The sequence below is a fragment of the Aeromonas sp. s1(2024) genome, assembly GCF_040908005.1.
GTDB lineage: Bacteria > Pseudomonadota > Gammaproteobacteria > Enterobacterales > Aeromonadaceae > Aeromonas > Aeromonas caviae.
Map to the genome: position 1 here is coordinate 15,878 of NZ_JBFOCW010000008.1, position 15,051 is coordinate 30,928.

Annotated in this window: 10 protein-coding genes and 1 riboswitch; of the genes, 7 read left to right on the forward strand and 3 right to left on the reverse strand. The window is 65.0% G+C overall.

Annotation, left to right across the window (positions count from 1 at the left end):
• Positions 1-53 precede the first annotated feature (53 nt).
• The 6 genes from AB5Y70_RS02440 (at position 54) to AB5Y70_RS02465 (ending at position 7,600) form a co-directional block, all read left to right on the forward strand.
• Positions 54-965 carry a DUF808 domain-containing protein gene (locus AB5Y70_RS02440; protein ID WP_041212856.1) on the forward strand — a complete coding sequence of 304 codons (912 nt, stop codon included), beginning with the start codon at positions 54-56 and terminating at the stop codon, positions 963-965.
• A 169-nt stretch (positions 966-1,134) separates the two neighbouring features.
• Positions 1,135-2,925 carry a M3 family oligoendopeptidase gene (locus AB5Y70_RS02445; protein ID WP_041212857.1) on the forward strand — a complete coding sequence of 597 codons (1,791 nt, stop codon included), beginning with the start codon at positions 1,135-1,137 and terminating at the stop codon, positions 2,923-2,925.
• A 78-nt stretch (positions 2,926-3,003) separates the two neighbouring features.
• Complete coding sequence (locus AB5Y70_RS02450; protein ID WP_104452771.1) at positions 3,004-4,812, forward strand: M3 family oligoendopeptidase; 1,809 nt, start codon at positions 3,004-3,006, stop codon at positions 4,810-4,812.
• A 184-nt stretch (positions 4,813-4,996) separates the two neighbouring features.
• Positions 4,997-5,536 carry an alpha/beta hydrolase YcfP gene (gene ycfP, locus AB5Y70_RS02455; protein WP_005331594.1) on the forward strand — a complete coding sequence of 180 codons (540 nt, stop codon included), beginning with the start codon at positions 4,997-4,999 and terminating at the stop codon, positions 5,534-5,536.
• 74 nt (positions 5,537-5,610) lie between these two features.
• Entirely contained in the window at positions 5,611-6,903 is a 1,293-nt protein-coding gene (locus AB5Y70_RS02460; protein ID WP_041212859.1) for an NAD(P)/FAD-dependent oxidoreductase, read from the forward strand.
• Positions 6,904-7,282: 379 nt separating this feature from the next.
• The gene (locus tag AB5Y70_RS02465; RefSeq protein WP_010674360.1) at positions 7,283-7,600 is read left to right on the forward strand and encodes a heavy metal-binding domain-containing protein; all 318 of its coding nucleotides are present in this window, start codon (positions 7,283-7,285) and stop codon (positions 7,598-7,600) included.
• A gap of 479 nt (positions 7,601-8,079) precedes the next feature.
• Here AB5Y70_RS02465 and AB5Y70_RS02470 read toward each other — a convergent pair whose 3' ends face one another.
• Positions 8,080-10,350: an LTA synthase family protein gene (locus AB5Y70_RS02470; protein WP_104452772.1), complete on the reverse strand. Its 2,271-nt coding sequence runs from the start codon at positions 10,348-10,350 to the stop codon at positions 8,080-8,082.
• A gap of 251 nt (positions 10,351-10,601) precedes the next feature.
• On the opposite strand from AB5Y70_RS02470, the gene AB5Y70_RS02475 reads away from it, so the two are divergent.
• Complete coding sequence (locus tag AB5Y70_RS02475; RefSeq protein WP_041212861.1) at positions 10,602-11,696, forward strand: hypothetical protein; 1,095 nt, start codon at positions 10,602-10,604, stop codon at positions 11,694-11,696.
• 116 nt (positions 11,697-11,812) lie between these two features.
• On the opposite strand, the gene lysC is transcribed toward AB5Y70_RS02475, so the two are convergent.
• Together lysC and argA are read right to left on the reverse strand one after the other, a co-directional pair.
• On the reverse strand, positions 11,813-13,165 hold the full coding sequence (gene lysC / locus AB5Y70_RS02480; RefSeq protein WP_043156400.1) for a lysine-sensitive aspartokinase 3: 1,353 nt from the start codon (positions 13,163-13,165) through the stop codon (positions 11,813-11,815).
• A gap of 87 nt (positions 13,166-13,252) precedes the next feature.
• Positions 13,253-13,477: riboswitch (Lysine riboswitch) on the reverse strand.
• 109 nt (positions 13,478-13,586) lie between these two features.
• Positions 13,587-14,915, reverse strand: coding sequence for an amino-acid N-acetyltransferase (gene argA, locus AB5Y70_RS02485; protein WP_010674364.1), 1,329 nt, complete (start codon positions 14,913-14,915; stop codon positions 13,587-13,589).
• Between the last annotated feature and the right edge of the window lie 136 nt (positions 14,916-15,051).

Sequence of the window (15,051 nt, forward strand, 5' to 3'; positions counted from 1 at the left end):
ACCCTGACCGGGGCAGCCCGGATGTGTCCCACTCAATAGAAGGAATGCCAGATATGGCCGGAGCCAGTTTGTTGACCCTGCTCGATGATATTGCCAGCGTGCTCGATGATGTCGCCCTGATGACCAAGGTGGCGGCGAAGAAGACGGCCGGGGTGCTGGGGGACGATCTCGCCCTCAATGCAGAGCAAGTCTCCGGGGTGCGGGCCGAGCGTGAGCTGCCGGTGGTGTGGGCGGTGGCCAAGGGGTCGTTTCGCAACAAGCTCATCCTGGTGCCTGCCGCCATCGCCATCAGTGCTCTTATCCCCTGGCTCATCACCCCGCTCCTGATGCTGGGGGGGGCCTACCTCTGTTTCGAGGGGGCGGAGAAGCTGGTCCACAAGTTCCTGCCCCACGAGGAAGAGGCGCATCAGGCGGCGCCGGTGCCCGAGGATCTGGCGGCCTATGAGCGCCAGAAGGTAAAGGGGGCCATTCGCACCGATTTCATCCTCTCGGCGGAGATCATCGTCATCGCCCTCGGCACCGTGCAGGGGTCGAGCCTGGGCCTGCAGATCGCCGTGGTGGCGGGCATCGCCCTGCTGATGACCGTCGGGGTCTATGGCCTGGTGGGGCTCATCGTCAAGCTCGACGACATCGGTCTGCACCTGCTGCAAAAGCCCGATGGCGGCGCCGTGCGCCGGGCGGTGGGGCAGGGGCTGCTGGTGACGGCGCCCCGTCTGATGCACCTGCTTGCCCTGGTGGGCACCATCGCCATGTTCATGGTCGGCGGCGGCATTCTGGTCCATGGCTGGCCCTTCCTCCATCATCTCATCGAAGGGACGGCGGACACGGTGGCCGCTCTGCCCGGGGTCGGCGGGGTACTGGCCGTGGTGACGCCCACCCTGCTGAGCGCCTTGGCCGGCGTGGTGGCAGGGCTGGTGCTGGTGGTGGCCATGACCCTGGTGAGCAAGCTTCAGCCCGCCAAATAGGTCGCTTGTCGGGGGAGGGCCGACAGGGGCCGTCGCACCCGGGGGCGCTCTTCTGCCGGTTGCCTCGAATGGGGGCTAGGCAAGTGCCTGGCCCCCTTCGTACTATCCGGTTTCACCCGCCCGCAGAGGCGGGGTGACCCGATATGGACGCAAACAGACAAGGACAACCATGAAACCACCCGTTTGGCGAGATGATCACATCTATGCCGCCCCCGACGATCCTGCCATCGAGGCCGCCTTCCAGGAGGCTGCCCGCGCCCTCACCCGGCTTGACGCCCTCCTGGCGGACCTGCCGGATCCCGCCCATCCCGTTGCGGATGCCAATGCCCTGCGCCACCTGCTGCGGGCCATCCGCCGCGAGGCCAACGGGGTGAAGAGCCTGGCCTGGAACAGTCAGGTCTATGGTTACAACCGGCTGAGCCAGAACGGGCGCGACGAGGAGGCCCGGGTACTGCTCTCCCGGGGCCAGCAGCTGGAGGCGACCCTGGCCCAGCGCAGCAAGCCGGTGGACCTGTTCTGGGTTCGCGCCCCCAAGTCACTGGTGCGCACCCTGCTGCAAGATCCCGAACTCTTCGAGCTGGCCTACCACATCCATCACGACAGAGCGCAGCAGGATCAGTGGCTTTCGCTCGAGAGCGAGCAGCTCATCGAGGGGTTGGCGGTAGACGGCCTGCAGGGGTGGGGGGATCTCTATGACAACCTGGTGGGGCGGCTGCTGCCGGTGGTGGAGGGGGTGCCCATGGGGCTTGCCCAGGCGGACAACCTGCTCGCCCACCCGGACAGGGCGCGGCGCGCCAGTGCCTGGCACGCCATCCAGGGTGCCTGGGAGGCGGAGCAGGAGACGGTGACCGCCATTCTCAACGCCATCAACGGCTGGCGCAACGAGCTCGGCCGCCAGCGTGGCAAGGGGCGCAGGCTGGATGCCCTCGAGGTCACCTGCCATCAGGAGCACATCACGGGCGCGACCCTGGAGACCCTGATGGCGGCGGCCGGGGAGCACAGGGAGCTCGGGCGCCGCGCCTTGAGGGCCATGGCCTGTGCCCAGCAGATCACCGACTTCGCCCCCTGGGATCTCTTTGCCCCGGCGCCCCAGGCCGTGCACGGCAAGTTCGGCTTCGAGCAGGCGCTGAATCTGGTGATGGAGGCCTTTGCCGCCTTCGATCCCGAGATGGGGGCGTTTGTCCGCATGATGGCCGACAAGGGGTGGATTGATGCCGCCCCGAGCGAGCACAGGCGAAGTGGCGCCTATTGCACCGAGTATGCCGATCCGCCCGAGCCAAGGGTCTTCCTCACCTTCGAGGGGACCATGGACAACGTCATCACCCTGGCCCATGAGCTCGGCCACGCCTGGCACAGCTGGTTGCTGCGGGATCTTCCCTTCGAACAGCGGGGCTACCCCAAGACGCTGGCGGAGACCGCCTCCCTCTTTGCCGAGATCCTGGTGCGCGATGCCCTGCTGGCCGCCACCGACAAGGTGGAGCAGCGCCGGGCCATCGCCTGGCTGGACGGGGAGCGGGCCGCGAGCCTGCTTCTCGACATCCCCGCCCGCTTTGCCTTCGAGCGCGCCCTGGTGACGGCGCGGGAGGCGGGTTACGTGGGGGCGAGCCAGATGCGGGAGATGATGAAATCGGCGCAGCAGCAGTGCTATGGTGACGCCCTCAGCCAGTATGACGAGCTGTTCTGGGCCAGCAAGGGTCACTTCTCCATCGCCGAGTCCGGGTTCTACAACTACCCCTATCTGTTTGGCTATCTCTTCAGCCTGGGGCTCTATGCCCAGCATGCGCGGGCCGGGGGCGAGTTTGTGCCCGCCTATCGCGCCCTGCTGCGAGATACCGGCCGCATGAGCGCCGAGGCGCTGGTGGAGAAGCACCTGGGGGTCGACATCCGCGAACCCGGGTTCTGGCAGGAGAGCCTGCGCTATGTGGAAGAGGCGGTGGTGCGCCTCGAGCGGCTGGTGTGATGCCTGCACGCGAAGGTGGTGGCTCTGGCCACCTGGATTTCACGACGGGCCAGGCCCGTCCCTGACGATGAGCGTTCGATGCAACAACGAGTCTATCCACAGCAGTGGCAAAATGATCACATCTACCCCTCCCTCGACAGCTGTGTCCTCGAGGCGGACATGAGCCTGGCCCGCGCCAGCCTGGCCGAGCTGAGCGGTTTTATCGAGGGACTGGCCCAGGTGCCTCGCACCCCAGGCGCCTTGCAGGACTTCCTCAGGGAGGTACGCCTGCGGGCCCGCCGCATTCGCGACATCGGCTGGAACATCGCCGTGCTGGCGGCCTGCAAGGGGAGCCAGGACGCCCGGGATCCCCTCGCCAAGCAGGTTGCCTCCCGGGCCCGTGCCCTCAATGCGGATCTGTTCAAGACGCTTGCCCCCATCGAAGATCTGATGCTGGGGCTGCCTGCGCCCGAGTTTGAGCAACTGATGGCCGACCCCCTGCTCGGGGAGGAGGGGTACCGGCTGCGCCACGAGCGTCGCCTGCAGGATCAGCGGTTGCCGGTGGAGGCGGAGCAGCTGGTCATCGGCCTTGGCACCGACGGCCTGCACGCCTGGGGCAACCTCTACAACGATCTGGTGGGCAAGATAAGGCTGGTGATCGCGGGTCGCGAGATGGGGCTGGCGGAGGCGAGCAACCTGCTCTCCAGCCCGGATCGGGCCCTGCGCAAAGAGGCCTTCGATGCCATCAGCGCCGGCTGGGAAGGGGAGCAGGAGACGGTGGCGGCCATCCTCAACGCCCTCAACGGCTGGCGCCTGGAGCTCTCGCGCCAGCGCGGCAAACACCGGCGCCTCGATGCCCTGGACGTTTCCTGCCACCAGAGCCACATCGAGCGGGCGACCCTGGATACCCTGATGGCGGAGACCTGGCAGGCCCGTCATCTGGGCCAGCGGGCCCTGGGGCTGATGGCCGGTCACCTCGGCCTCGAGGTGCTGGGGCCGGAGGATCTCTTTGTGCCGCCCCCTGCCGCCAGCCGCCGGGAGATCCCCTTCGAGGAGGCGGTCGACATCATCGCCCTGGCTTTCGCGCGCTTTGACCCCGAGATGGGGGACTTTGCCCGCATGATGGCCGAGCGCGGCTGGATTGATGCCGCCCCCACCCCCAACCGGCGCACCGGGGCCTATTGCACCAAGTTTGCCGAGCCGGTGGAGCCGCGGGTCTTCATCACCTATGCGGGCACCATGGACAACGTCATCACGCTGGCCCACGAGCTCGGTCACGCCTGGCACAACTGGCTCATCCGCGACTTGCCCATGAGCCAGCGCAGCTACCCCATGACCCTGGCGGAAACCGCCTCCATCTTCGCCGAGACCCTGGTGCGCAGCGCCCTCTACGAGCAGGCCCGAAGCGCCGAGGAGCGTCTGGCCATTGCCTGGGCGGATGCCGATGGCGCCGCCACCTTCCTGGTCAACATCCCGGCCCGCTTCGACTTCGAGCGGGCCCTGGTGGCCGAGCGCGAGCAGGGCTATGTGTCGTCGGCCCGGCTCAAGGGGCTCACCGACGAGGCCTGGGGGCGCTGGTACGAGCAGAGCCTTGACCGCTATCACCCCCTGTTCTGGGCCGCCAAGGCGCACTTCTCCATCGCGGGCTTCGGTTTTTACAACTACCCCTACCTCTTTGGCTATCTGTTCAGCCTCGGGGTCTATCAGCAGCTGATGAGCCGCCAGGCCGCAGGGGAGGAGGGGGTGGCGAAGGCCTACCGCGCTCTGCTGCGAGACACAGGTCGCATGAGTGCCGAAGAGCTGGTCGAACGGCATTTGGGGCAGGACATTCGCGAGCCCGCCTTCTGGCAGGGGAGCTTGGCCCTGGTGGAAGCGGCGGTGGCGCGCTTCGCCCAGTGCGGCAGTTAACCTCGCCAGACCAGGTTTGCGCCATGTCCCGCCGGGGCATGGCGCTGCCACAGCCGCCCCGACGCGCGGTTTGGTGGCCCGAAGGGGCGTGATCCAAAGCAAGAAAGTGGGATGTTTTGGTGGCGCAAGGCCCTGTCGCTGGGGTAGTTTCGATAGAACCGACACAGTTTTTGAGGTCTTGTCCATGATCATCTATCTGCATGGCTTTGATGCCACCAGCCCCGGCAATCATGAAAAAGTGCTGCAGTTGCAGTTTATCGATGATGATGTGCGTTTCGTGCACTACAGCACGGTTCACCCCCGCCACGACATGAGCCACCTGCTCAAGGAAGTGAAGAAGCAGCTCGACATGAGCACCGATCCCAAACCCCTCATCTGCGGCGTGGGCCTGGGTGGCTACTGGAGCGAGCGGATCGGGTTTCTGTGCGGCATCAAGCAGGTGGTCTTCAACCCCAACCTGCACCCGGAAGAGAACATGCAGGGCAAGATCGACAGGCCGGAAGAGTACGAGGACATCGGCACCAAGTGTGTAACCGAATTTCGTAATAAAAATTCAGGAAACTGCCTGTGCATCCTTTCCGTTCAGGATGAAATCCGCGATAATCGGGACACTGAACGTGAATTGAAGAACTATTACGACATCGTATGGGATGAGCGCGAGACCCATAAGTTCAAGAACATCTCGCACCATCTGCAACGGATGAAGGCCTTCAAAGAAGCCTGAGCCATCACGTCAACCGATTTCGTTTTAGGGAGCCAATGGCTCCCTTTCGTTTTGAGGAACCAAGGAAAATCATCATGATGAATATTGTCGTTGTAGGCGGTGGCGCCGGTGGTCTCGAGCTTGCGACCAGCCTGGGCCGCAAGCTGGGCAAGAAGAACAAGGCCAGGATCACCCTGGTGGATCGCAATCGCACCCACCTGTGGAAACCCCTGCTGCACGAAGTGGCCACCGGCTCCATGGATGCGGGCATCGATGCCCTGAGCTACCAGTCCCACGCCAAGAACCACGGCTTCGAATTCCAGCTCGGCAGCTTGACCGACATCAAGCGCGACGAGAAACGCATCGTGCTGGCCCCCATCCACGACGAGAGCGGCGCCCTGGTGGTCAACGAGCGGGAAGTGGCTTACGACATCCTGGTGATGGCCATCGGCTCGGTCTCCAACGACTTCAACACCAAGGGCATCAAGGATCACTGCATTTTCCTGGACAGCCCCTCCCAGGCGCACCGCTTCTACAACAGCATGATGAACCGCTTCCTGCAGTTCGCCACCGAATACCAGCCCGGTGACAAGGTGAAGATCGCCATCGTCGGCGGCGGCGCCACCGGCGTCGAGCTCTCCGCCGAGCTCTACAACGCGGTGGAGCAGCTCTACGCCTACGGCTTCAAGAACCTCACCACAGACAGCCTGAAGGTGACCCTGGTGGAAGCGGGCCCTCGCATCCTGCCGGCCCTGCCGGAGCGCATCAGCGGCTCCGCCCATCAGGAGCTGGTGAAGCTGGGCGTGGACGTGCGCACCGCCACCATGATCACCGAGGCGACCGCCGAGGGCCTGCACACCAAGGATGGGGAGCTGATTGAAGCAGACCTCATGGTGTGGGCCGCGGGCATCAAGGCGCCGGACTTCATGAAGGAGATCGCGGGCCTGGAAACCAACCGCATCAACCAGCTGGTGGTCCACGAGACCCTGCAGACCACCCGGGACGAGAACATCTTCGTCATCGGCGACTGCGCCGCCTGCCCGCAGCCGGACGGCAAGTTCGTGCCGCCCCGCGCCCAGTCCGCCCACCAGATGGCGACCCAGGCGTTCAAGAACATCCTGGCCAAGATGAACGGCGGCGAGATGAAGCCCTACCGCTATCACGATCACGGCTCCCTGGTCTCCTTGAGCCGCTTCTCCACCGTGGGCAGCCTGATGGGTAACCTGATGCGCGGCTCCATGATGGTAGAAGGCTACATCGCGCGCATCGTCTACATCTCCCTCTACCGGATGCACCAGGTCGCCCTGCACGGCTACATCAAGACCGGCCTCATCATGCTGGTGGGCCGCATCAACCGGGTGCTGCGCCCGAGCATGAAGCTGCACTGAGTGCATGGCGGCTGCCGCTGCGAACATCAGAAAGGAGAGGCTTGCCTCTCCTTTTTTTATGGCCGACGCGGGGCGCTCCTGGCAGCGCCTGCCGCCGTTCAGGGCGAAGACGCAGAGGGCCGGTGCAGCTGCCGTCGTGTCTGCATCATCAAGGCCCCGCTTTCATCGTGGCCCGGAAGCCCTCTCCCCAGCACCGGAGCCCAAGGTCGCTGTGCGGGGGAAAGTGGCACGACACAGGCCCTATGGATGGCTCCTTGATGAACCTGGCGGACGCTGTGCTTGAAGCCCCTGACCACGCCGGGCTTATGCTTTGGCCAGCGCCTTGCTACCATGACGGCAACGGTGCTTCGCGCACCCAGCCCAACTCACAGGAGACCTCATGATCCTCTCAACCACCCCCACCCTGGAAGGCAAGACCATTCGCGAGTACCGCGGCATCGTCGTGGGCGAAGCCATCCTCGGCGCCAACATCTTCAAGGATCTGTTCGCCGGCATCCGCGACATCATCGGCGGTCGCTCCGGCGCCTACGAAAAAGAGCTGGCCCGGGCCCGGGAGATCGCCTTCGAGGAGCTCAAGGAGCGTGCCCAGGCGCTGGGGGCCAACGCCGTGGTGGGCATCGACATCGACTACGAGGTGGTGGGCCAGAATGGCAGCATGCTGATGGTCAGCATCAGCGGCACCGCCGTGGTGATCTAGCCCGCCAGTGCCCGGCCCTGCATGGCCAAACGCCCCGTCACAAGCCGACCTCGAGGTCGGCTTTTTGTCGGGTGTGGCGCGCAAAGGTGGGTGCAAGTGAGTGGGGCTCAAGGCCTGAACGTATCGAATGCCCCGATGGTTCTGGGCTGGTCGGGAATGAGAGAAAAAGCGGCCCGGCCCGGAGAAGGTGCGGGAACATGGGGGGGCACAGGGCCTGAAGGTCGGCAAAGTTGTTCAATTTTACTATTCGATAATGAGTTATCGTTTGATATATCTAAACAAAAAATGACCTGTCAGGGGTCGTAGAGCCCAGGTCGGGACGAACATGGCGAGGTGCAGGCGGCACTGTACTCGCATCCCGCCCATAAAAAGAGGTCGCCCGGGCGACCTCTTTGTCGTCTGCTATTTCGCTGCGGCTCAGGGCAGGGCATCGGGCCGGAAGGTGTTGCAAGGATCTGTGTCCCTCGTGTCTCAATCGATCAGGGCAATGCATCGGGCCGGAAGCTGGCGCGGATCTGCGGCACCAGGGGGGAGGGGTCGAAGCCTTTCTCCTCCCCGAGCACCGGGTGGAGCAGGGGTTGGTCACGGATGGGGGTGAGGTCCCCCGCCAGCAGCTGCCTTGTGGCCTGCCCCATCTGGTAGAGCTGGCGCACCGGGTCGAACTGGCGGGCGAGATCCAGCCCGTCCCCGGCCCGGGTGAAGGCCATCATGGGGATCTGGTAGCTGGCATCCCGTGGCGGTTTGGCGCCGTGGATGCCCTTGCCGGCCGACATCAGGAAGGGCTGGTGGTCCCCGAAGGCCACCACCAGGTAGCGCTTGCCGGAGCTGTCCAGGGTCTTGAGCAGCCGCTCCAGGGAGGCCATGGCATCCACCACCCCGGTGTAGTAGGTGTTGAGCAACTGGGTATCCGCCGGGCTCTGATCCGGGCAGGCGCCGCTGCGCTGCTGGGCCCGGTAGCGATCCCCGTCGAAGGGGCCGTGCCCCTGCATGGTGACCGCGTAGGCGAACAGGGGCTGATCGTCCTGGTTGCTGCGTTTGAGCAGGTGATCGATGAGGGCATCGTCGGAGATGTAGAGCCCCTTGTGCTCGAGGGCGGTGAAGCGGGTATCGAACCAGCGCTCCTGGTAGCCGAGGGCCGGGATCGCCTTGGCGCGGCCCCAGAACTTCTCCACATAGGGGTGGGCGAACAGGGTCTGGTAGCCGCTCTGGGCTGCGCTGCGCGCAAGGCCGGGCACCTTGTCCGAGAGGTAGTAGTAGGGCACCACCCCCTGTTTGAGCAGGCCCACCGGCAGGCCGGTGTTCATCTCGAACTCCGCCAGTACCGTCATGCCCCCCGTGGTGGGGGAGTGGATGGTCTTGCGCCATTGGGCCACGCTGGCGGGCAGGCTCAAGGTGGGGGCGGGGGCGCAGAGACGGCCCTGCCAGTCAAGCCAGAGTGACTCGTATTGCAGCACGATCACCAGATCGAAGCGGGGAGCCCTGGGCTGGGCGGGCAGGCTCAGCTCCGGGGTGCGCTCGTTGATCTGCAAGGGGTAGCGAAACACGTTGCCGCTTTGCAGCATCTCGTCCACCAGGTTGAACAGGTAGAGGCCGGGGCCGGCGCGGATGATGTCCCTGTGGTAGTTCACCGCCCTGTCCACGTAGCGGATGTTGGCCCCGAGCAGCTTGTTGCCGGTCTGGGTGGCGAACACGCAGAGGGCGAAGAAGGCGGCGGTGGCGGCGGCGGTGCGCAGCAAGCCCCGCAGGATCCAGCGAGAGAGGGCGAAGCGCCACACCAGAAAGAGGAGCCCCAGCACGACGAGCACCGGCACCACAGGGTGCTGATCGAGCAGGATGTGCAGCAGGGCCAGCAGGTTGCCCAGATCGTCCCCCCCCAGCGGCACCCCGTAGATGGCGATCTTCATGAAGTTGGCGAGTAGCCCGATGCCCGAGAGGGCGGTGAAGAGCAGCCCCATATAGAGGCTGAAGCCCGCGAGGGCGCAGAGGCTCCAGCCCAGCACCATGCTGCCCCAGGCGAGGTAGTAGTGCTCTGGCCGAAAGCCCGACCAGAACAGGAATTCCCCCAGCTTGAACACCACGAAGCCGTGAAGCAGCACGAAGGTGAGGTTGCCGAGCAGCAGGCTGCCTGCCACCCGGGCGCGGTAGCTTCGGCGCAGCCGCGGCAGCAGGGCCTTGAGCACGGCGGCGCTCACCAGCAGCACCAGCAGCAGGCTGGTCATCAGGTAGAGGAGGTTGAAACCGCGCTCCGGCAGGGTCTGGAGGATCTGGCTGTATTCGACGCTCTCCGGCCTGTCTGCCAGCAGCAGCCCGATGCGCAGCTGGTAGCGGCTGTCCAGGGCGTCGTCGGGGGCGCGCAGGGCGCTGTTGAGGCTCAGGGTGCAGCGCTCCTTGCGGCACTTCTGGCGCTTGTCCACCGCCTGGCTCAGCTGATCGATGCGTACCCCTTTGTCGTTGAGCAGCTCCACCCGTACCTTGTCCCCCTCCTGCAGGGGTTTGAGCAGTTGCCACTGGCTGCGCACCACCAGATAGAAGCCCCGGTTGTCACTTTTGTAGAGCAGGCTGTAGCGATTGAGGGTCGCGATGGGCTGATCCGCCGGGCCCAGAATGAGGGGGGCGGCACGCCCGAGCCAGCTGACGGGGTTGAGCAGCGGCAGGGCGAGGGTCAGCAGCAGCAGGGCGGTCAGCAGACCCAGCAACAGCCCGGCCAGGGGCTGGGAGGCGGGGCGGTGGCCGGTGACGGGGGCATTCATAAGGGCTCATCCTTGGAGCGGTCATGGCAGCGACGACTGCCTCTATTTTGACCCGATGGTGCGTGGCTTGTTCCTTGATGTCAATTTAATGACAACAAGATGAATATTCCGTGATGAGCACAGTGAAGCAATTTGTGATCCCGATCCGCCAGGGGCACTCATTCTGTGATGAAAGCGTCATCATGAGCCTTTGCTGCTGGTCTGGGAGGGGGGCGCTGTTTAGTCTCTCAGTAACGGTTGGAGGTACATGTATGAATCCCAAAGTTGCGGCGCGTCAGGCCAGATTGCTCCAGATGCTGGAGAGCAAAGAAGAGATCCGGATCGGGCGGGAGCGGGACTGCCCCCTGCCGCTGCCCCAGCTCGTCCGGCTGACCGAGGATCACCCGGACGTCGTCAAGGTCTACGGTCACGGGCTCACCGCCGAGGTGTTCCATCTCAAGGTGGAGGGGCACCACTGGTGCCTGAAACGCTGCCGCCAGGACTCTCTGGTGGCCAATGTGGACGGCAAGACCGCCTTTCTCACCGAGCTGGAGCGGCGTCGGGAGATAGAGAGCCTGCGGGAGCTGCACCCCACCATCCTCTCCAACGTGGTCTGCACCAGTTTCGGCTCCGCCCGGGCCGGGGTGCTGGTCTCCCCCTGGCTGCGGGGGGAGCCGGTGCGCACGCTCTGCGAGCGCAACCTGGCGCAGATGCTGGCGGTGGAGGCGGAGCTGGCCCGCTGGGGCTGGTTTGACTGGGATCCGAGCCCGGGCAACCTGCTGGATGACGGCCAGCATATCTCGGTGTTCGATTTTGGCTACATGTGGCCCTTCGATCCCCTGCACGAGTTCAATTCCAACGGCCTCACCGATCCCGACTTCCACGTGCCTGAGCGGCTGGAAACCCGCACCCTCTCCGGGCTCTGGCTGGACGAGGCGGATCCCTTGCCGCTGTTTCGCCGCTGGCGCGAGCTCTGCCTCGCCTGGGCCAGGGGAGAGCTGCAATACCTGTCGCGGGAGGGGGCGAGCGCCCCCGTGCTGGCGCGGATGCAGGGACTGGTGGGGGAGTGGAGTGCGGCGCTGGCAAGCGACGAGGCGCTGGCGGCCAACTGGTGGCGCGACATGTACCGCAGCCATCGGCTCGACATCCTGGACGACCTCAGCGGCAAGAGCTGCGGCCCGCTCACCCTGCGCCGCCTCGACTGGCTGGAGCAGGCGGTACAGGAGCACTTCCCGGCCCTGGTGGACAATCTGGCCCCTGACGAAGCGGGGCTCGGTCAGGCCGGGTTGCTGCAACGGCTGGGAGGGCTGCGCGAGCAGATCCGGGCCAATCTGCTGCCCACCCGGGCTACCCTGGTCACCAGCTGATGGTGGAAGAAGAGTGACAAGAGGGGCGCCGCGGCGCCCCTCTTTGCTGAGTGGGGAAGGCCGCCCCGGGTGTGATGGGGCGGAGGAGGCTCGTTGTGTGCCAGCGCTGGGGCGACTCAGTCGAGCAGTTCCCGGTGCAGGCAGTTGACGATGTGGCCCGCCTCGTCCTCTTTGACCAGGAAGCAGAGGTTGTGGGCGCTGGCGCCGTAGCAGATCATCCGGATGTTGTGCTCGCGGATGGCGTCGAACACCTGGCTGCCCACCCCGGCCGCCTCGCTCATGCGGTTGCCGATGAGCGCCACCAGGGCGAAGCCGGTCTCCACTTCCACCTTGCACAGCTGGCCGAGCTCCGCCAGCACCTTGTCGTTCAGGATGGGTTCGCCGTTGCTCTGGCTGCCGGTGTGATCCAGGGTCAGGGAGACGCTCACCTCGGAGGTGGTGATGAGATCCACCGAGATGCGGTGACGGGCCAGGATGCCGAACACCTCGGCCAGGAAGCCGTAGGCGTGGAACATGTTGAGGCTGTGCAGGGTCACCAGCACCTGCTGGCGGCGCAGGGCCACGGCCCGGAACAGCGGGTTGCTGCGGGTGGTGGCGCGGATCCAGGTGCCACCGGCGGCGGGGTCCTTGGCGGAGCCCACGAACACCGGGATGTCCTGGCGCAGCGCGGGTTGCAGGGTGGCCGGGTGCAGCACCTTGGCGCCGAAGGTGGCCATCTCCGCCGCCTCCACGAAGCTGATTTCGGGGATGGGGCGGGCGCGGGTAACCAGGCGGGGATCCGTGGTGTAGATGCCGGGCACGTCGGTCCAGATCTCGATACTGCCTGCGTCCAGTGCCTCGGCCAGGAGGGCCGCGCTGTAGTCGGAGCCGCCACGGCCGAGGGTGGTGGTGCGACCATCGCCGTCGGCACCGATGAAGCCCTGGGTGATGACCAGGCTGTCACCCAGCAACGGGCCCACCGCCTGCTGGCAGAGGGCGCGGGTCGCCGCGAGATCCACGGTGGCCTTGCCAAAGCGGCTGTCGGTGCGCAGCAGTTGGCGCGCATCCTGCCACTGGGCCTTGACCCCGCGCTGGTGCAGGAGTTCGGTGAAGAGACGGGTGGACATCAGCTCGCCGCAGGCGATGAGGCGATCGGCGAGTTCGGCGTCGGTGTGCTGACTGGCCTGACGGGCCATGGTGCGAATGTCGCCGAGCTGGGCATGGATGAGGGCGCTCACGTCGCCCGGGTTGCCAAGGGCGGCCAGAATGGCCAGCTGGATGTCGGCAAGCCTGGCAAGCTGGGCATCCTGTCCGGCTTCGTCCAGTTCACCCTGAGCCAGGCTCACCAGCAGGTTGGTGACGCCGGCGCTGGCGCTCAGCACCACCACCCGGGTCGCCGGATTGGCCAGCACCACGTCGGCGCAGTGGTTCATGGCCGCGGCATTGGCGACGCTGGTTCCGCCAAACTTGGCGACATTGATCGGGTTCATTGCATACTCCTGTCTCAAGGTGAAAATCCGGTTTCATCGGGCAAATAGAGAGGAGGAGGCAAAAAATGGCAGGAAAACGCGAGGATCCCGGCCAGAAGCACTCCACCTGCAGAGCCCATCCCGTACCCGCCCTAAGTGGGGCGCGGTGTGGGATGACCACTACCGATGACAACCCGGGGGATTCAGCCCCCGCAGCCGACGTGGCGGTGTCCAGTCACTCGCCTCGTCTCGGCGCTGCTCCCCCTGACCCAAGTTCACCGGACACTGGTGTCCTCCCCTGGGCTGCCTGGGCAGCGCTCCTCTTCTGGTGCCACCTGTGACAGGTGGCGTGCATGTACAAATACCTTGGTCTGGATTGCACTGTCAATCGAGTTCGTAAAAAAGAACAAAATTGACGGTAACCAGGCACAAGATCAATCAGTTACGAAATGGTCTTGGACAAAACCTTGGAGCGACGCTGCCAGTTGTAGAAGCGCTGGCGCTCCACCGGCAGATCTTCGACTTCCAGGGGATCGAAGCCCCGCTCCCGGAACCAGTGGATGGAGCGGGTGGTGAGCACGAACAGGCGACGGATGCCGAGCCGCCTGGCCCGTTCGGCCACCTTGGCGATCAGGGTGTCTCCCCGGTTGGAGTTGCGATACTCCGGGTGGATGGCGACGCAGGCCATCTCGGCCATGGCTTCTTCCATGAAGCAATAGAGCGCGGCGCAGCCGATGATGAGGCCGTCCCGCTCGATGATGGTGAACTTGTCTATCTCCATCTCCAGCTGCTCCCGGGAGCGGCGCACCAGGATCCCTTCCTCTTCCAGCGGACGGATGAGATCCAGGATGCCGCCGATGTCCTCAATGGTGGCGGCCCGGGCCCGCTCGGCGCTTTCGCGCACGATCTGGGTACCCAGCCCCTCGCGGCTGAACAGCTCCTGCAGCATGGCGCCGTCGTCCTGATAGCTCACCAGGTGGGAGCGGGGTACGCCACCCCGGCAGGAGGCGATGGCCGCGCGCAGGTAGCGGGCGGTGCCTGACATCTCTTCCCCCGCCTGCTCCAGCGCCACCAGCAGCTCTTCGGCCTGCTCGGGGAAGAGCTCGGAGATGGCCTCCCCGTGCCTGTCCATTACCCCCTGGGTGCTGCTGAAGCAGATGAGCTTGTCGGCTTTGAGATCCACCGCCACCCGGCGGGCTACCTCTTCCGAGCTCAGGTTGAAGCTCTCGCCGGTGACCGAGCAGCCAATGGGGGAGATGAGCACCAGGCCGTGCTGATCCAGCTGGCGGGTGATCCCCTCCACATCGATGCGACGCACCCGGCCGCTGTGGCAGAAGTCGATGCCGTCATCCACACCCAGCGGCTGGGCGGTGACGAAGTTGCCGCTCACCACGCTGATGCGGGCCCCCTGCATGGGTGTGTTGGCGAGCCCCATGGAGAGCTGGGCGGTGATGTCGTATTGCAGACCGCCGCACACCTGCTTGATGATGGCGAAACTGGCATCGTCGGTGACCCGGATCCGCTTGTGATACTGGGCCTGGATGCCGGCGCGGGCCAGGGCCTCGTCATTTTGCGGACGCGAACCAAACACCAGTACCAGGCGGATCCCCAAGGTCTGCAGCAGGGCGATGTCGCTGACGATGTTGGCGAAATTGGGGTGACAAATGGCTTCCCCGCCGATCATCAGGACGAAGGTGGCACCCCGGTGCACATTGACATAAGGGGTGGATTGCCGAAAGGCATGGACCAAGCTGGGTTCGCGTTCACGCACGTGTTTCATTCCATAAAAAAGCAGCAATTTGCCCAATATATGAAAATAAATTCACAAATCAAGACTAAATATCGACTTGGTGTTTTTTTGTCGCCATTTTGACCAGTGCGGGCGGGGAGGGGAAGACGCAGGCGAG